The 16772-nt window shown below is 55.0% G+C and carries 19 protein-coding genes; 2 read left to right on the forward strand and 17 right to left on the reverse strand.

The features are described 5' to 3' along the window. Positions 1-264, forward strand: a 264-nt coding sequence (locus HJG40_RS14435) for a hypothetical protein (RefSeq protein WP_215864843.1), incomplete at its 5' end; no start/stop codon positions are given. Between the two features lie 39 nt (positions 265-303). Here HJG40_RS14435 and HJG40_RS14440 read toward each other — a convergent pair. The 15 genes from HJG40_RS14440 to HJG40_RS14510 form a co-directional block, all read right to left on the reverse strand. After that, complete coding sequence (locus HJG40_RS14440) at positions 304-1131, reverse strand: tetratricopeptide repeat protein (protein WP_215864844.1); 828 nt, start codon at positions 1129-1131, stop codon at positions 304-306. Beyond that, a complete protein-coding gene (locus HJG40_RS14445; protein WP_215864845.1) occupies positions 1131-2075 on the reverse strand; it encodes a type II secretion system F family protein in 945 nt (314 codons plus the stop codon). Before HJG40_RS14445 ends, HJG40_RS14440 begins: the two co-directional genes overlap by 1 nt. A 7-nt stretch (positions 2076-2082) precedes the next feature. Beyond that, positions 2083-3030 (reverse strand): type II secretion system F family protein, encoded by a 948-nt coding sequence (locus HJG40_RS14450; RefSeq protein WP_226857484.1) that lies wholly within the window; start codon positions 3028-3030, stop codon positions 2083-2085. Continuing rightward, positions 3027-4361: a TadA family conjugal transfer-associated ATPase gene (locus HJG40_RS14455; RefSeq protein ID WP_215864846.1), complete on the reverse strand. Its 1335-nt coding sequence runs from the start codon at positions 4359-4361 to the stop codon at positions 3027-3029. The genes HJG40_RS14450 and HJG40_RS14455 overlap by 4 nt, the downstream gene beginning before the upstream one ends. Next, positions 4358-5599, reverse strand: coding sequence for a P-loop NTPase family protein (locus HJG40_RS14460; RefSeq protein ID WP_215864847.1), 1242 nt, complete (start codon positions 5597-5599; stop codon positions 4358-4360). The genes HJG40_RS14455 and HJG40_RS14460 overlap by 4 nt, the downstream gene beginning before the upstream one ends. Then, on the reverse strand, positions 5596-7035 hold the full coding sequence (locus HJG40_RS14465; protein WP_226857485.1) for a type II and III secretion system protein family protein: 1440 nt from the start codon (positions 7033-7035) through the stop codon (positions 5596-5598). The genes HJG40_RS14460 and HJG40_RS14465 overlap by 4 nt, the downstream gene beginning before the upstream one ends. Before the next feature lie 35 nt (positions 7036-7070). Then, entirely contained in the window at positions 7071-8045 is a 975-nt protein-coding gene (gene cpaB, locus HJG40_RS14470) for a Flp pilus assembly protein CpaB (protein ID WP_215864848.1), read from the reverse strand. Between the two features lie 36 nt (positions 8046-8081). Continuing rightward, on the reverse strand, positions 8082-8732 hold the full coding sequence (locus tag HJG40_RS14475) for a TadE/TadG family type IV pilus assembly protein (protein ID WP_368356173.1): 651 nt from the start codon (positions 8730-8732) through the stop codon (positions 8082-8084). Continuing rightward, positions 8615-9073, reverse strand: a complete 459-nt coding sequence (locus HJG40_RS14480; RefSeq protein WP_215864849.1) for a prepilin peptidase — start codon at positions 9071-9073, stop codon at positions 8615-8617. Before HJG40_RS14480 ends, HJG40_RS14475 begins: the two co-directional genes overlap by 118 nt. A 91-nt stretch (positions 9074-9164) precedes the next feature. After that, positions 9165-9359, reverse strand: a complete 195-nt coding sequence (locus HJG40_RS14485) for a Flp family type IVb pilin (protein ID WP_226857486.1) — start codon at positions 9357-9359, stop codon at positions 9165-9167. Positions 9360-9755: 396 nt separating this feature from the next. Continuing rightward, positions 9756-10136, reverse strand: a complete 381-nt coding sequence (locus HJG40_RS14490; RefSeq protein WP_215864850.1) for a hypothetical protein — start codon at positions 10134-10136, stop codon at positions 9756-9758. 62 nt (positions 10137-10198) lie between these two features. Further along, positions 10199-10417 carry a hypothetical protein gene (locus HJG40_RS14495; protein ID WP_215864851.1) on the reverse strand — a complete coding sequence of 73 codons (219 nt, stop codon included), beginning with the start codon at positions 10415-10417 and terminating at the stop codon, positions 10199-10201. A gap of 187 nt (positions 10418-10604) precedes the next feature. Next, the gene (locus HJG40_RS14500) at positions 10605-11957 is read right to left on the reverse strand and encodes a hypothetical protein (protein ID WP_215864852.1); all 1353 of its coding nucleotides are present in this window, start codon (positions 11955-11957) and stop codon (positions 10605-10607) included. A gap of 126 nt (positions 11958-12083) precedes the next feature. Then, a complete protein-coding gene (locus tag HJG40_RS14505) occupies positions 12084-13082 on the reverse strand; it encodes a tetratricopeptide repeat protein (protein WP_226857487.1) in 999 nt (332 codons plus the stop codon). A gap of 8 nt (positions 13083-13090) precedes the next feature. Then, positions 13091-13417: a superinfection immunity protein gene (locus tag HJG40_RS14510; RefSeq protein ID WP_215864853.1), complete on the reverse strand. Its 327-nt coding sequence runs from the start codon at positions 13415-13417 to the stop codon at positions 13091-13093. Positions 13418-13915: 498 nt separating this feature from the next. On the opposite strand from HJG40_RS14510, the gene HJG40_RS14515 reads away from it, so the two are divergent. After that, a complete protein-coding gene (locus HJG40_RS14515) occupies positions 13916-14350 on the forward strand; it encodes a hypothetical protein (RefSeq protein WP_215864854.1) in 435 nt (144 codons plus the stop codon). A gap of 326 nt (positions 14351-14676) precedes the next feature. On the opposite strand, the gene HJG40_RS14520 is transcribed toward HJG40_RS14515, so the two are convergent. Further along, positions 14677-15480, reverse strand: coding sequence for a helical membrane plugin domain-containing protein (locus HJG40_RS14520; RefSeq protein WP_215864855.1), 804 nt, complete (start codon positions 15478-15480; stop codon positions 14677-14679). 11 nt (positions 15481-15491) lie between these two features. Beyond that, positions 15492-16631, reverse strand: coding sequence for an NAD(P)/FAD-dependent oxidoreductase (locus HJG40_RS14525; protein WP_215864856.1), 1140 nt, complete (start codon positions 16629-16631; stop codon positions 15492-15494). Positions 16632-16772: the final 141 nt, after the last annotated feature.

Genomic DNA, 16772 nt, shown 5'->3' on the forward strand with positions numbered 1-16772 from the left:
CAGGAGCAGGAGCAGGAGCAGGAGCAGGAGCAGGAGCAGGAGCAGGAGCAGGAGCAGGAGCAGGAGCAGGAGCAGGAGCAGCTTGCGCCATTGGAGCCACTACAGGTTTCGGAGCAGGTACAGGTGTCGGAGTGGGTGCTGGTGCTTCCACTGGTACGGCCGCAGCGTGGGGCGGGGTATGCCAGCCCAGAATGGGTGGCTGCAGATAATTGGCTGCATCATCTGCAGCCACAGCGCTGCCACTCATTAAAACGGTTCCGGTAATGGTGAATAAACACAACATTGCATGATTCCATGTTTTGCTCATGGTGCAGTCCTCGATGGATTCGTCGATTGAGCCGGATTGGCAGTAAAAAGCTGCGTCAGCGGCTGATTGGGAAATTGGGTAGACTGGGTTGCCGCATCTGTCTGACCAGGTGCATGCAAGCCTTGCTGCGGGTGATTCAGGCCCATCATGCGTGCGGCTTCCGCATGAATCATTTGTTGAGTGTCCCAGTCTAGCTGATGGCTGCTGATGACCTCTTGAGCCTGCAATGTCTGGTTACGCAGCAGGTAATACAGCGCAATGTTGCTCCAGATTCGGGAGTCGTCCGGAGCCAGTTCACCGGCACGAAACAGGGCGGAACGTGCCTGCTCGAGTTGGTGATTCTGGAGATACGCATAGCCCAGATCATTTAATATGTCAGGATTTGTGGGGTTATGCCGGGAGGCTCTGGTGAAATAGCGGATGGCCCGGTCTTGTTGGCCTTGCGCGGCAGCCAGCAGACCCAGTCCCTGGTATCCATCGGCGGCCAGAGGGCCGGAAAGCAGCTTGTTAAAATATTTTTCGGCCTCTGCGGTCGATCCTGTAGCGGCCAGCGCCCTTGCCCGCAAAAGGTTGCTGGTATCCGATGCCGGATATTGCTGGCGATAACGATCGAGCCAGGAAAGCGCGGCGTACCATTTTTTTTCAGACTCCATGCGCGCAATAAGTTGCAGGCTCAATCCGGCGAGATGTTTTGGGGAAATTTGTGGAGTAGGTGCTTTGACCACCACCGGACGTTCCGGGGTGGATGCGCAACCCGCAACTAAGCTCAGGAGCAATGTCCAGCACAGGCGGGAAGAAGGGTGGCGGAGTAGCGTAGACATCATCAGAAACGCCCCATGAATTTGACCAGCAGCAGCATGGCGGGTCCAACCGTAATGATGACCAGTCCCGGCAGCATCGTCAGGACCATGACCAAAGTCATTTTGACATTCATGCGTCCTGCTCTTTCGCGCAAGGACATGTGGCGCTTTTCCTGAAGACGTTCGGCGTATTCACGCAAGGGTTGTGCCACCTCGCCACCGAAGCGGTCAATTTGCCGAAGCATATTCACCAGCTCCTGAAAATCAGGGTCTTGCAACATTTCTGCCAGCTTCTGCATGGCTTCAACCCGTGGGCGGCCAATGGCGATCTGCTTGTTCAGTTCCTGCATTTCCGAGGCCAACAGGGGGATGCCTGCGTCGCCGGCGCTGGCTACCGACATCAGACTCTGTTCCAGACTCAGCCCCACGCCCTGCAGCAACGCCAGCATGTCCACAAAAAAAGGCAGTTCGGCATTGATCTGGTCGCGTCGGCTGCGCGCCTGGGCCTCCAGAATGAATTTGGGAATCAGGTAGCCTATGGCCAGAGCGATGAATACCGCGATAAGCACCACCGGGCCGGACATTTTGATGTGTGCCAAAGAAATGACCAGGAGCGTCACCAAGCCAAGCACCAGTCCGCTTCCAATGCGCAGGGCAATGAACAGGGCAGGTGCACGGCGGCGACGATAACCCGCCTGCAACAGTTGGCGACGATCTTCGCCGCTCCCCCAACGGGCGAGGCTGTCAAGAACCACGCTTCGGGCATGCGATGTTGATCCCTGATTGATGTTATTCCCGGTGATTTCGTCTGTCTGGTCTCCCTGCGGACGAGTTTCCACCCGCAGTAGTGAAGCCTGTGTCTGAGAAACCATTACGAGGCGATATATGCGGAAAAACAGCAACAAGCCTACGGCGAGGCTGATGGCGATTACGGCAAGAGCAACCAGAAGGGCGTGAAGATTAAACATTAGTGCCTCACCTCAGCTTCGCCATGCGATTGACCAGAACCACCCCGGTCAGCAGAAGAATAGCCCCGAAAATCAGGATGATGCGGCCGGTGCCGTCATCCCACATACCCAGCAGATATTTACTGTTCATAATCATGATATAGATGGCAAGCCCCGGGATCAGCAGGCTCATGATCAATGCTCCGAAACGGGTTTCTGCAGAAAGCGCATTGAGTTCAGCCTGGGCGCTGACCCGACCCCGCAACCAGTCAGCAATGCGTTCGAGCACAATATCTACCCGGCCTCCATAGCGGATGTTCAGGCGCAGGACTGTGGCGACAATGGCCAGTTCCTGCATCTGATAATGCTTGGCTACCACCAGCAGGGCGCGGTCCAGGGGCATGCCCGATTGCTGGCGGCGCATAACCTGATTGAACACTTCACGAATCGGCCCCTGGGCATCCTTGGTAGCCGCCAGCATGGCCGCCGGCAAGCTGGCACCCACCCGCGAGGTACGCACTACGGTGTCCAGAAAGTTGGGCAGGTCCATCAGGGCCAGTGCCGCGCGTTTGCGGATACGCTGCTGAATGTAGGCCCAGAGCCCCAGTGGATAGATGAACAGAAAGAAAATGGGGGCCATCCAGGGGCGCAGAAAAAGGGCGATCAGCAGACTCAGAAGCAGCCCGATAAGTAACGACTTGACAAGCCAGGTTCGGGGAGTCATTCCTGCCTGCCGCAATTTTTCCTGCAACTGCACCTGCCAGCTATCTTTTTTTCCGGCGGCAGACTTTTCCAGAAGGTTTTTTTCTTCAGGGGTGTCTTCGTTTTTCGTGCTGGCGTCTTTCTGGTCGAAAGCCCGCAGTCTTTCCCGCAGGGGCCCCGGCAATTCCGAAGGTTTCTGCTGGATCAGGGCAATGCCCACAGCGGCTCCAATCAGCATGACGGCGAGAACAATCAGTATGAATACCAGCATCATCGCCACCCGAAATCATCGTCAGTGACGGTGGGTTGGTATTTGGCGAGTTTGGGCGTGCGCGGGGTGATGCCTGTCGCCGTCCAGTGATCCTGCAATTTTCCGTCCCGGTCTTCCTGGGCTTCGTAGCGGAAATGCTCCTGCATTGAAATAATGTTATCTCCAACACCGGTTACTTCGCTGATGGCGATGACTCTGCGGCGGCCGTCGGGAAGGCGTGCAATCTGGACGATAATCTCAATGGCCGAGGCAATTTGTCGGCGCATGGACAGGTCATTACCCGGAAATCCTCCGAAACTGAGCAGAATTTCAAGACGCTGCAGAGCCTCACGGGCAGAATTGGCATGGATGGTACCTAGCGAGCCATCGTGACCGGTGGTCATGGCCTGCATCATTTCCAGTGCCTCGCCGCCGCGCACCTCGCCGATGACAATGCGGTCGGGGCGCATTCGCAAGGTATTGCGCAACAGGTCGCGGACATCCACTGCACCCGCCCCTTCATGTCCTCCGGGACGGCTTTCGAGGCGGACTACATGTTTGCTTTGCAACTGCAGTTCAGCAGTGTCTTCGATAGTGATGACGCGCTCACCGTCGGGGATAAAGCTGGCAATGACATTCAGAAAGGTGGTCTTGCCGCTACTGGTCCCCCCGGAAATGAGAATGTTGCAGCGGTTGGTGACGGCGAGCTGCAGGAATTCGAGCATGGGCTGAGTCAACGTGCCCTTTTCAACCAGGTCATCGGCACCTAGAGGATGCGCCGGAAAACGCCGGATGGACATGACCGGGCCATTCAGTGCCAGTGGTGGAATCACGACATTCAGACGACCAATGTTGGTCAGCCGCGCATCTACGGTCGGGGATGATTCATCAATGCGGCGTCCGGTCATGGCCAGGAGGCGATGGATGATGCGCATCAGGTGCGCATCATCCTGAAAAGCCAGCTTACTGATCTGCAGGGTTCCGGCCCGACCCAGATAAATTTCACGGGGGCCGTTGACCAGAATGTCTTCCACAGCGCTATCCTGCATGGCGGCTTCAAGCGGACCAAACCCGGTGAGTTCATTGGTGAGATCTTCAATGAGTGTTTCGGTTTCCTTTTCGCTCAGGGGAAAAGGCCGCTCGTTGTGCAGGCGATCCAGCTCCAGGGTCACAAAACGCATGACGGCTTCTTTGCGTAGAGAAGCAAAATCAGCACCAATTTCCTCGACCCGATCAATCAGGCGTTGATGCAGATATCCCTTGAACTGCAGATAACCCTCCTGATGATGAATCTGGGTGGACTCCTCACCGGAAAAAGGCTGTACGCCGAAGGCTCTTTCGTTGTCGCCATTCATCGGGTTTTTCTCCAGGCATGCCACCATTGGCTGATTCGGCTATGTGTTTGTCGAGAGGTTAGTGAAGCCTGATCTGGCCAGAGCTTCGCCAATAACTGCCCGGTCATTAACCCGAAAACATGGACCAGGGCATCTTTGGGCAGGGCGTCCACCAGTGTTTTGCCCTGATTCATGGACTGCATCAGTGGAACCCGCCGCTCGGGCAAAACCGCATTTTCCAGAAGGGGCAGCCCCAATTCATCGGCAATATCAGCGGACTCCACGCCCAACAGGGGTTCATAATGATTGACGATCAGATGAACATGGAGTCGATTGCCGAGTTTTTCGCGGAGATTGGCGGCAATTTTTTTGCTTTCCAGAATGTGTCCCACGGACTGGTCCGTCACCAGCAGAATTTCATCGGCCGTCTGTTGCAGGTACTGACCCAAATCGGAAAAGGCCGCCCCGCCCAGATCGGCAATGACCAGATCATAAGTGGACAAAATCAGGGCCAAAAGCTGAAACGCATCGGCCAGCTTCAGGCCCCGCAGATTGCTGACCTCATGGAACAGGGGAAGGACACCAATTCCACCGGGCGTGCGGACGATAGCTGTATTCAGATAGGTACGGTCACAGCGGTCCAGATTGCGTACCGCCTCGGCAAAGCAGATGTGCGGGGCGACGCCCAGATGGATGGCGGCATCGCCCACGGGCGTGGCAAAATCCAGCAGCAGGACGCTGGCATCGGGTCGCTGAACCTTGAGCAGTGTTGCCATATTGCAGGCGATGGTGGTGCAGCCCGCCCCAATTCCACCACAAAGCGTAATCAGGCGGCCCGTACGTTGGCGGCGCTGGCGGATTTCTGCAAGGATGCGTTCCGCCGCGTTGCGCAAAGTAGCAATGGGGGATTCCTGTTCTACATAATCCACTACCTGGGCACGCATGGCCGCCAGCAACGCCTGCTGATCGGACAACGAACCTACCCCAATAATTTTCAGGTCGGGGAAAGACAGGCGAAGCTGCTCGAAAAGTGCTGTTTCGGGATGATCATCGCCAAAATCGGCAATCAACAACGATGCACCACTTTTGCCAACAGCCTGGACAATATCATCGGGACGCCGGTCCACTGGCAGGACGATGGCCATGCCATCCAGCGCGAGGCGCATCCAGGCCAGGCACTCTGCGCGTTGGCAGAGAGCCAGAACCACCACCTGGGTGTTGTTGCCGGGGCTGATGGACGCGTTGGGGCGGGTCATCATTGTGTGTATCCGGGCCCCGCAGATGATTCGTCATAGTGGCTGCCGGGAAGGAAAACCGCTTTGCCCAGATTTAAATGACTGTGCGCAAACTTTTCACCCGGCAGGGCGGGAAGCTTTGCTCCTGCCGCAATGGGACGCACCAGACGGGGAGTGACAATAATTGCCAGCTCCATATCCTGTTTGGAATAGTTGATAGACCGAAAAAAGGCACCGAGTATGGGCAGATCACCCAGAATCGGCACTTTGCTGATATTCTGCTGCATCTGCCGATCGACCAGGCCACCAATAATCAGACTCTCACCGTTACCCAGGGTTACTGTGGTGTTGGCCTGGCGAACCAGCAGTGCAGGAACACTATAGCCATTGAGGGTAATGGCATTGGTGTAATCCAGAGAACTGACGGACGGGGCCACGTGCAGGGCAATTTTATGGCTGCTGAGAATGGTGGGTGTCAAATCAAGGGCGACCCCATATTTTTTGTACTGGATGGTAATAGTCGGCGACCCGGTACCACTGCTTTGAGGAACGGGAATGGGAATTTCTCCGCCGGCCAGAAAGCTGGCTTTATGACCATTCATGGCGACCAAGGTGGGCTCGGCGAGGACTTGCAATATGTCATTACCTTCCAGCAGGCTAAGATAACTGCTCAAACCGCTGCCATTATTGACCTGTGCCACCAGATTAAATGCCTGGGCAAAGGGCAGTACGGATGAGGCACCACTCAGGGCGCTACCCAGGGTGCTGGGTCCGGTCAGGGTCGATGGGCCAAACGTGCCCAAGGTAAAGCCATTGTTCACGGAAAAAATATTGATCCCGACATTCTTCAGTTCGGTTTTACTGAATTCTACTACCTTGACGCCTACCTGTACTTCGTCATCTACCGGAATGGTGCTTTCATCAATGATTTTACCGTCCTTTCCGGCCATGGCAGCGGCGGCTTCCAGAGCGGCCTCCTGCTTCATCTGGCTGGACACGGCCCCGGACAAGGTCACGACGTTACTTTGGGCCGTAATTTTGGGCATGCCCGGCGCGGGTGCAGCCAGCGGCGCGTGGGGGGTCTGGGCATTAATATTCAGTTGCCAAACCTCCGGAGACTTATGCCCGAGTTTCCAGATCAGCAGGCTGGTCTCGCCGGTGCTGATGCCGGTGATCAGAAAAGACTTGCCGTGACTGTTGGACAGGGGGCGGATGGAAGCCGTTTTGGGGTTACCAATGGCGACGCGATAGGCTGATTCATTGAGGGTCAAAACCTGCTGGGTTCCTACAGCAATAGACAGCGCCCGATAAGAACCGGTGCTATGCGCAGACCAGCCTGCGGCCAGGGCGGTACTTGGGAGGCTTGCCAGCGGCAGAGCCCCCAGCATGCCGATCAGGGCCAGTTTCAGGGCGCTGCGCAGGCGTGGCTGCAGGTAGCTCGGATTTTTGTGTGTATTCATGCAGGCGTCTCGCTTTTTGTCAGGGCAGGTACCATTCAGTAAGGAACAGCGGTTTTTTGTGCGCCATCATACAGCTGCATCATAGGCGGCGGCGGTGGCAAAGGACGCATCGCCTGTGCTTCGGCCTTGCTTTTGCCCGCCAGTCCCGGCAGGGTCAGGCCGGCAAAAGCGCGGTTTTCGGGTTTTTGCAGCGCATCCTTGCGTTGATTGACTGGAATTTTGCTGGGGATCAGTGCCGGAGTGGGTACGGGAAAGTCCTGTACATCTGGCATGCCACTGCTCTTGGGATTACGCAAGGCCAGCAACAGATGGCCCTGAGCACTGGCCAGAGCCAGAGTCGCAGAAGCAGCGACCGGCACCTGCAGGACGACCGTGCTGGGCGGTTGCGCCTGCTGGCCATTGGCCTGACCGTTGACCACTGCATTATCCTGTCCGGGCTGTGCCTGGTCTACCGAATGCGAAACCGTTTGCGGACCCACTGCCAGCACCCGTAAACCCGCCAGCAACAGGCGGCTTTGGGTGGGCCAGCCACCATGCATCTGTCCTTCGTTGCCGGGCAGGGTGGTAAACACATCCACAAAATCACCGGGATGCAGATGATCGCCGACGGCAATTTCTTCATTGACGTGAATGGCCATGGCCAGGTCGCCTTCAGGCACCTGAGTCGCCAGGCCGGACACCATGTTTGTGTGCAAAACAGGAACCCCCGCGCCAATGTCGGTGGTCGGTACCTGCCCGATGACCGAACGGGTCTGGTGGTAAGCGCCAGTGGGAAATTCCGGATAATGGAGGACCTTCAGGGCATTAGCCGGGATGGGTTTGCCAGCCATTACCGGCTTGCTGGCCACTACCACGGCGACGCCGGCAGGGGTCGTTGATGTGCTGCTTGCGGTGCTTTTTGCGGGACGCTGCACGCTGGGGGAAGGCATGCTGATCACATAGGCGGCAACCCCCAGTATCACTGCCAGCAGCACCAGAATCGCTATGGCGATTTTCGCCTTGTTTCCCATGTTTCCCTGTCTCCTTGGTAATTTATGTCTGTTACATCAGTCTTGTAGCAGATTGTCATTGTCCACCTGCATGACTGCCGTGCCGGTGAGTTGATTGGGTATGCCCACCGATCCGATGAAAGGAAAATTCACCAGTGCCGGAATAATGGGATGCTGACCATAAGGAAAAGTGACCTGGACACTGAAGCAGGTCAGGTTGGCGTTGTAACTGCAAGTAGTAGGGTTCACCGTGGTGGTGATGCTGCCCCCCGCCAGACCGTTCAGCACCCCCGCGACCTGATTGGCTGTCTCTGTTGCCGCATTGGCGCGTGCCGCAATGGCCAGGCTGTTACTGGCGGCAGGCTGGTAGCGCAGCGCGGCGCGGGCACCATCTTCGGCGGCGGTGGTCATCATGCTCTGAATGACAAATATGAAGCCAAAATTGAACACACCCCAGAGCAGCAGAAAAAAGAAGACGAAAATAAACGGAAAATCAATGACCGAGGAACCCCGTTCGCGGTCCTGACCTTTGACGGTTCCGCAAGAGCGGACCGAAGCTGCGGAGCAGGGCTGAGGAATTGTCGGGTGCCTTAGCCGCCCAGCGGAAACACCGGCGGCGGCCAGTGACTGAGCAGCACCAGGACGCTGGCGACGCCAATGCCAAAACCGAAGGGGGTTTTGCGCTGCACCTGGCCGCGCAGCAGGTATTCGAGGAGGATGACCGGCAGGGTAAACAGAGCGGCGAGCAGGTAAATTCCCAACAGGGGCGAAGCGCCAGCCAGTACGCCGACGGCCATCATGAATTTGACATCTCCTGCTGCGAGTTTTTTGACGGCGTAGGAGGGCAGTAAAGCGAAAAAGGCGGCGGCCAGCCCCATCAGACCGGTCCACCACGGGCCACCAAGCCAGGTGTGACCGCTCCACAACATCCAGAGCAGGCCGAACGCCACTGCGCCCAGGGTGAGCACATTGGGCAGGCGCCGGCGGCGCAAATCGCTGCCGGCCAGAATCAGTGCCCAGAGGGCGGTTATTCCGGTGTGCCATTCCAATAGGTCTCCTGGGGTGCCATTTTTCTGTTTGTAGATGCATCAGATAGCTCAAGGATAAAAAAACCTCGAACCGCCTGGATATTAATTGACGTTATGGGGCGGTACCAGCTTTACCTAAATCGCCCTTGATGTCGTTGAACACAGTAACAATTGCTTTGCCTACCCCATTATACAAAGCCGCAATAATAATCGCCGCCATAATCCCGGCAATCAGCGAATACTCAATGACGCCAGCACCTTCTTCATCCCGCACAAACTGCACAACCGCATTTTTCAACGTTTCCATGGATATTCTCCTTGTTTCAGCCATTTTCATTAGAAATGGAATCTGCCCGATTTTACCGGCAGCCCACAGTTACAACCTGTTACAACCAACACACCGCAGCCATATAAGCAGATTGCGTGCCAATAGTTTTCCGCGTTTGGCAGAAAATACTGGCTGCATCGGCATGCAATGGGTATTTAGCTTGTAATCAGAGAATTGCAAGGGGCGGGAATGAAAAAGTTGATGTCACGTTAAGAGTGCCATCGTGTCTGACACTTTGTAACCTGTTTTGATTGGGGATTAATGTGATACGATAATTTTACAGAAAGTTACATCATTGGTAACGAAGCGGTGTTCAAAAGAGGGCACATCACCGGCTGGCGCTTCCGGCATCGGGTGATGTGACCTTACCCGTGCTTAGAGGATGCCCAACAAGCCACCCAGCAAGCCGTTAGAGCCTCCCAGAAGATTATTGCTGCCGAGGAGGCCGCCACCAAGTAATCCCCCCAAAAGTCCACCGCCAGTTATGGTGCTGCTGCTGCTGACACTGCCGGCAGAAGCCGAAGTGCTGCTGCTGGCCATGTTGCCATTGTTGGCGTCAACAATGGAGCCCAGCAGGTAACCTAAACCCAGGCCGCCCAACAATCCGCCATCGTAAGCGCCCAGTAAACCGTCACCACTGGTGTTGCCGTTGCCAACCAGGCTACCCAGCAGGGCATTACCGCCGAGCAAGCCGTTACCGTGACCGTTTGCGCCCAAGAGGCTGTCTACTACAGAACCGAGATCAAGAATGCTCATTACACGTTTCCTCGCCAGTGAGTGATGGGTGAAACCATTTTAAAGCCAGCTAATGGCCTGTTTTAGTGTTTCAGTTGGGGTTTGTGCGTTTTTTGCACAAATTGCTGCAACTGTGCTTCCAGGGTAATCAGGGAGCAGATACATTCGTCAAGATCCTGAGGATCGCCAAAGACCTGAAAATAACGCAAGGTGGCGGTGATTTCGCCAAGCGCGTGCAGCACTGACCCGGTTTCGGGATGAATGAAAGCCTGCTCTACCGAGTCCATGCGGGTTTTGTACATTGTTTCTCCTGACCTGATGCCCTGACCATATTTGCAAATTGAGCTAGCAATTATCGTACCAGCCTATCCCATTTTGCTAATACGCTGATTACTCGGTGGGTTGAGTGCCGGAACATTTTTGTCTGAGTCAAAAGGGGTAACGCGGTCGCCGGAATGAGAAACAAGTCGGCACGGATGTTGAACTGTGCTACCAGTCGCGCAGAATCCCCCGCTCCACGATTACTTCAGAGTAGGGATGGCCCTGAGCGACGCAGGCGCTTTGTTTTGCCCAGAAATGATCGCCTTCATGCATGGCCTGTTCATAGAGGGTATCATCCAGTGTCGGTTTGTTGGTGATGTTGACATGGAAAATGAGATTCATCAGGGCACTGGCCACTCCCGCCAGCAGGTAGTCCACCGGGGTGTCGGAAATTCCGAACGCCCGCAAATAGCCAAGGGATTCGTAGGGTTTCCAGGCGCGCAGGATTAGACGTTGGCCAGGAATCAATTCAATTACCCGCCAGACCCCCCAGCCAAGGCTGTTGATGACGGCAACAATGCCGTGAATCCAGTCGGATTGGTCGCGGATCATGGGCATGATCTTTTCCTTCCAGAGGGCTGACATCATAATGCCGCCCATGGTGCGGAAGCCGCAGACGTGGCCGGCTTCGGTCAGCAGGGTGCGTGCGAGAAAGTCACCTTGCAGGTGTCCAAAATCCTTGTACTCCTCCAGGACCGGATACTCTGCGGCAAGGGTTCTGATCAGGAAGGGTGAAGCCTGTAAGGCGTGTTTGAGTGCTTTTTCAAAACGAAAAGACAAAAGGTTGTAATAGTCTGCATAGTGCAGGGTCAGTTGTACGCCAAAGGCATCAATGAGGCCGCTTTCAGGATTTCCCTGAATGCTCAGGTGACTCATCTCTTCCAGAATCTGCTGCTCGTCAATATGCTGAGCACAACTTTTAGGAGGAATGTCCGGCTGCAGGGCATGGGCGTCATGCATCTGCCGGGTGAATCCGCAAAAAAATTCCCGATGTTCAGGGGCCTGGCGAAGGTGAAACAGGGTTTGCGTCCCTCCGGCAGATAGGGCGTTGTTGGGTAATGCAATATCACCCTGATAGGGGAAATCGTAGCTGGCGGTCAGGCTGGCCGCGCAATAGCCCAAATCAAAAAGTTCGCCGGGAAAGTTTCGGCTGCCCCGATTCAGCAGCAGGGCGTTGGCATAATGCGAATGGTCCTCACGCACTATCCATTCTGCAGGCGGGTTATCTGGCAGGTTGCCTATATTCAGATGTCCAAAACCACAATAGGCGTATTGTTCGGCTGCCCAATGCATACGCTGCTGAGCCGTATCGAGGGACAGTGCGGCAAACTGCCCGGAAAGCTGGCGGTAGACGACTTCCTGCGCGGCTTCCAGTTGTAGTCCTAGACCATCTATCGATTGACAGCCTTCCACCACCATCTGCAAAAATCGGTTGTAGTGATTGCAATGGATGACCATGGGCTCGCCGCCCAGGAATATCTGACCGGGACTTCGGGTTTTTTGCGGCAGGGCAAAAGACATTTTTTCTCCGAATGGGGCTTGTCATGGGTAAATTTAATAACCGAGAATAAACAAAATCGGTCATAGTTTCACCTCTTTTTGCAGATAGCATCCATCCAGAGCCGCTCCCTGGATGCCGGGCAGCTATTAAGAAGTAGCAGGGTGGGAGGTTAAATGCACCACGCTGAGATAGCTTTGCGCCCGCTGGTCTCCCTGATTGGCAGCCAGTTTCCACCAATGCAGGGCATTTGGGGTGTTGCTTGGCGTGCCGTCACCTTCGTAGTAGGCGACGCCCAGATTGGTTTCGCCACTGGGATTGCCCTGCTGCGCCGCTTTCTGATACCAGTAAAAGGCCTTCGCAAGGTTTTTGGGGACGCCCTGGCCATGATTGTAGGCAACCCCCAGATTGTTTTCGGCGCTGGCGTTGCCTTGAAGGGCGGCTTTTCTGAACCAGTAGACGGCTTTGGCGTAGTTTTGAGGCTGCCCTTGCCCGCTGTAATAGGCATAACCCCGCTGGTTTTCTGCTGAGGGGTTGAGCGGCTGGATTTTCGGGGCCGGGATGTGCTGCGCCACAGTGATGGTAGATGCCGGTTTCCGGGCTGGTGTTTGCGCTGTTTGGGTGTTTGCGTGACTGGTCACTGCAGGAACCGGCGGGTTGGCCGGGGCGGAATCGGTCGCAGCGGAACTGGCCGGAGCAGAGGGGTGGCTGTTGGCCGCTGTTGCTTTCAGCTTTTCCTGAGCCTGTTTGAGCATGCCTTCGCCTTTTTGAAAACCCTGATCAACGGCGAGCTGGAGCCAGTAAACGGCTTTACCAGGATTTTTGGCGACGCCATTGCCGTAATAATAGACGCTGCCCATGACAAATTCGGCAAGGGGGTCACCCTGCAGGGCGGCTTTGCGGGTCCAGGGCACGGCAACACTATATTTATGTTCGAGTCCGTAATAAACACCCAGCCAGTTTTCTGCTGAGCGGTTGCCCTTTTGGGCTGCCAGGGTCAAATCCGACAATGCGGCGGAGTTTCCGGCTCGGGCCTGAAGACACAGTTGATGGGCTTGTTCGCTGGTCATTGCCCTGGCTGCAGGAGATACCAGTCCAAGAGCCCCCACCAGAGCAAGTAGGGTAAGCGTATTTTTTTTGGGGATCATTTTATTCCTTAGTGATGGAAGCGCCGCAAAGCTTTGTGTGGAACGGGCTGTGGCCGGTGCTTGCAGCGCCCTGCGAAAATAATGGGACCTGACCAGTTGGCGCGAGTCCACACGTGCCACCATCCAATGATGGTCCAACCCAGGAACAGGTTGATGAAAAACAGTTTCAGGCACCATCGATATTTACCATGACAGCGGTGCCATGCCTTGAAGCTCGGCAGAAAATATAAAAGAAGGGCAATGGCCAATCCCAGTAAAAAGAAATCCCAGTCAAGCATCTGGTTGCTACCGTGTCCCGGCATCAGGGAAGAAAGCCAGGCGATGTGAGCAGCCATATCTGATGTACCTCTGTGATTTCCCAAACGGTTAATAAGGCATTAATTCAGTTTGGTGGAAAAATATGCAAATTTTGTGCCTATTGTTGCATTCTTGTTTATCTCCTTGAAAGTTATTGCGAGTCATTTCCGCTCAGCTTGTGTGCCGGGGATGATGAAGTGACAAAATGTAACGCGCTTGATTACTTTCGGTCTGTCAACCCAAAATGGGAAATTCGGGGAGGGGCGGTAACGGGTAACGGGTAACACAAGGTAACGTCACGGGTAGTGCGATGTGGCTCATGGGTAACGCCGGGTTGCCTGTTCATGGATTTTTTGTTTTAAGAAATTTAATATTTAAAATATAAAACAGCGCACTATGAAATGTTACTGCAATAATCAAAATGTGGCATGCGGATTGCTATTGATATTCGACGAGTAAGTTGCCGGGTGTGGATTCTCGTTACTACTAAGTTACTTCATGTTGAATTAAATTATATCCGAAGGAGAGATTTGATTATGTCACTATTGAATGTTGGTGGTCTTTTGAGTGGTTTGCTTGGTGGGCTTCTGGGCGGTAGCAGTTCCGCAACCTCCAGCACAGGAGATCTGGTTTCCGGGCTGGGAAGCACGATCACTGGTTTGGTAGGTACTTTGGATAGCACGTTGGGAGGTACTCTGACTGGGGTGGAAGGTTTGCTGGGAAGCGTAACCGGAGACGTTGGTACGGTTTTGGGTGAAACCACCCTTGTTGCAGGAGCAACGCTGGGCGGTGTCGAAGGATTGCTGAACAATGTAGTGGACAATGTGGGTAATGCTCTGGCAGCGGTTACTACGGATGTGCCTACACTTCTTTCCGGTACGGTGGGTGCCTTGGCTCCTGTGACCGGCACGGTAACGGGCCTGGTTGGCGGCAGCACCGGTCTTTTGGGCGGCCTGCTGGGTAGCCTCTAAGTCTTTTTGATTTCACGTTGTATGTGGTTCTGTAGTTGTTGTTAGTAGTAGTAGTAGTAGATGAGTACTGCTGTTATGGATGAAATGCTTACGCCCGGCTTGTTGCCGGGCTTTTTTTTGGGTGCAGATCAGCTCAGACGCCATAGGCCTTATACAGCGGCGTGCCGTCTTTGAACACCAGACGTTCTTCCAGCGGTGATTCATATTGTGCGAATGACGGGGCGTTACCATGGTAATTGCCCGGTGATTACAAAAAAGCCCCTGAACAACAGGGGCTACAAGCGGGGCGAGTAGAACACTTTAAAGCTGTAAAAATTAGCGCATGATCAGTGCCTGAGACGGCAGGAACGGAAATGTTTACCGACCAGCATGAGGAACTGGATGGTTTGCTGGGTTTCCGGTTTTTTCATCATGTCCCAGAGTCCGGTGATTCCCCCCTTGGGAGCGGGGGCGCTGGCGGCCTCCTCAGTGGCACCACTGAGGCAGTGCAGGAAATCGGTGAGGATATGATCCTGATCCATTTTTTCAGCAACGGCGAGCAAACGGTCCATGACCCCGGTCCGCGTTGCCCGATCCAGCAGGCACATGGCATCAGTCGCCAAAGTGGCCAGACGCGAAACCATCTCATCACTCATGGAATCGCCGGCGGCCCCTGCCATACGGGCCAGATGAACGATGCGCTCCAGATCGCCGTTTTCTACCAGAGAGCTGATGGCCGGTAAGGCATGGACCACCTGGCTGCGGTTCACCCGATCCAGTAAATCCATGCCATCGCTGGCCAGACCGGCCAGACGCCCCACCATTTCATCGCTCATGGAATCGGCAGCGGCCCCACTCAGCCGGGCCAGTTGCACGATGCGTTCCAGATCGCCGTTTTCCACCAGGGAGCTGATGGCCGGCAGGGCCCGCGCCACCTGGCTGCGGGTGACCTGATCCACCAAATCCAGACCGTCGCTGGCCAACCCCGCCAGACGACCCACCATTTCATCACTCATGGAGTCTGCTGCCGCACCACTCAGTCGTGCCAGGTGCACAATGCGTTCAAGATCTCCGTTCTGCACCAGATGCACCAAGGCTTCCTGGGCACGTTGCAGTTCATCTTCAGAAGTTTCTGCCATGACCGCAGCCATACGTCACCTCCTCAGAGTAAACCACGGGCAGTCGCCCAATAGAGTTTGTTATAGGACATCTTGAAGGCGTGTACGGCTCCGGTAGGCGCTTTCGGCTGGGGTGGGGTTTTATAATCGAACATGGCATACGTTGCCCGGTCCTTGCCCGCCTCAATAAAGCAGAACACCTTACCATCATAACTGCGCACCGGCCGTCCCATCTTGATGACCGCCGCCACATTCTCGGCAGCCACTTCCGCTTCGAAGTGGGCGGTTGAACCGGCCTTACTGATGGGCAAATTGGTGGTATCTCCCAATACCAGAACATTCTTGCCATGCTCCCCTTCCATGTGCAGGGAAGAGCGATTGGTGGGAATCCAGCCGTTTTCACCCAGGCCATTTTTCTCGATGACTTCCTGACCCTTATGGGGCGGAACGGCCACCAGCAGATCGTATTTCACCGCGCCGCCTTCTTCGCTCAGCACCTGAGCGTTTTTACCATCCACTTCTTTCATGTTGAACAGGGTTTCGTATTTAATCCCCATCCGGTCAAATTCCGGCGCCGCCCACTTGGCCACATTCTCCAGACTGTGAACCCGGCCAATGGGGTAGGTGTAATAGAACTCGGTCTTGTCCAGCAGGCCGCGATCCTTGATGAAGTCGTGCATGGCGAAAGTGATTTCCAGGGGAATCATCGGGCACTTATGCGGCAGACCGACGGTAACCACAATGCGTCCACCCTTGAAGTCCGACAGTTGCTTGAAAAATTCGACGGCGTCTTCTGCGGTATAGCAGTTGATGGAATTTTCCTTGAGACCGGGAATTTTCTCGGGCAGGGCGCGTGAACCGGTCGAAATCACGATCAAGTCGTACTCATGCACCTTGCCGCTTTTGCATTTGACATGGTTCTCGGCCAGATGAAATTCTTCAACCGGATCGACATGAAATTCAATCCCCGGCTCCAGCAGACTTTGCTGTTCGCGGACCAGTTCATCGGGCGTCGCCCGACCCATGGCGACATACAACCAGCCGGGTTGATACACATGCTCATGACTGGCAGACAGCATCGTAATACGTGCCTTGCCGGTTTTCATTTCATGGTGAATACGCCGAGCCAGATGATTGGCAAAAATGGTACCACCCATACCGCCACCTACGACCAGAATTCTCATGATGTCACTCTCCTTAGGGTTTTACGCCTGTGATTGTTTGTGCATTTACTTGGCCTTGCGGACCCGAATGTGCCAGGTGCCTTCGCCGTCCTGCTCTGTATTTACCATTTCGTGACCGACTTTTTTGACCCACTCCGGCAC

The organism is Acidithiobacillus concretivorus (assembly GCF_018853445.1).
Taxonomy (GTDB): domain Bacteria; phylum Pseudomonadota; class Gammaproteobacteria; order Acidithiobacillales; family Acidithiobacillaceae; genus Acidithiobacillus; species Acidithiobacillus concretivorus.

Excerpts from the sequence above, each read along its gene's own strand:
- HJG40_RS14440 (WP_215864844.1), bottom strand. The coding sequence starts at position 1,131 with ATGATGTCTACGCTACTCCGCCACCCTTCTTCCCGCCTGTGCTGGACA.
- HJG40_RS14445 (WP_215864845.1), bottom strand. The coding sequence starts at position 2,075 with ATGTTTAATCTTCACGCCCTTCTGGTTGCTCTTGCCGTAATCGCCATC.
- HJG40_RS14450 (WP_226857484.1), bottom strand. The coding sequence starts at position 3,030 with ATGATGCTGGTATTCATACTGATTGTTCTCGCCGTCATGCTGATTGGA.
- HJG40_RS14455 (WP_215864846.1), bottom strand. The coding sequence starts at position 4,361 with ATGAATGGCGACAACGAAAGAGCCTTCGGCGTACAGCCTTTTTCCGGT.
- HJG40_RS14460 (WP_215864847.1), bottom strand. The coding sequence starts at position 5,599 with ATGATGACCCGCCCCAACGCGTCCATCAGCCCCGGCAACAACACCCAG.
- HJG40_RS14465 (WP_226857485.1), bottom strand. The coding sequence starts at position 7,035 with ATGAATACACACAAAAATCCGAGCTACCTGCAGCCACGCCTGCGCAGC.
- cpaB (WP_215864848.1), bottom strand. The coding sequence starts at position 8,045 with ATGGGAAACAAGGCGAAAATCGCCATAGCGATTCTGGTGCTGCTGGCA.
- HJG40_RS14485 (WP_226857486.1), bottom strand. The coding sequence starts at position 9,359 with ATGGAAACGTTGAAAAATGCGGTTGTGCAGTTTGTGCGGGATGAAGAA.
- HJG40_RS14490 (WP_215864850.1), bottom strand. The coding sequence starts at position 10,136 with ATGAGCATTCTTGATCTCGGTTCTGTAGTAGACAGCCTCTTGGGCGCA.
- HJG40_RS14495 (WP_215864851.1), bottom strand. The coding sequence starts at position 10,417 with ATGTACAAAACCCGCATGGACTCGGTAGAGCAGGCTTTCATTCATCCC.
- HJG40_RS14500 (WP_215864852.1), bottom strand. The coding sequence starts at position 11,957 with ATGTCTTTTGCCCTGCCGCAAAAAACCCGAAGTCCCGGTCAGATATTC.
- HJG40_RS14505 (WP_226857487.1), bottom strand. The coding sequence starts at position 13,082 with ATGATCCCCAAAAAAAATACGCTTACCCTACTTGCTCTGGTGGGGGCT.
- HJG40_RS14510 (WP_215864853.1), bottom strand. The coding sequence starts at position 13,417 with ATGGCTGCTCACATCGCCTGGCTTTCTTCCCTGATGCCGGGACACGGT.
- HJG40_RS14515 (WP_215864854.1), top strand. The coding sequence starts at position 13,916 with ATGTCACTATTGAATGTTGGTGGTCTTTTGAGTGGTTTGCTTGGTGGG.
- HJG40_RS14520 (WP_215864855.1), bottom strand. The coding sequence starts at position 15,480 with ATGGCTGCGGTCATGGCAGAAACTTCTGAAGATGAACTGCAACGTGCC.
- HJG40_RS14525 (WP_215864856.1), bottom strand. The coding sequence starts at position 16,631 with ATGAGAATTCTGGTCGTAGGTGGCGGTATGGGTGGTACCATTTTTGCC.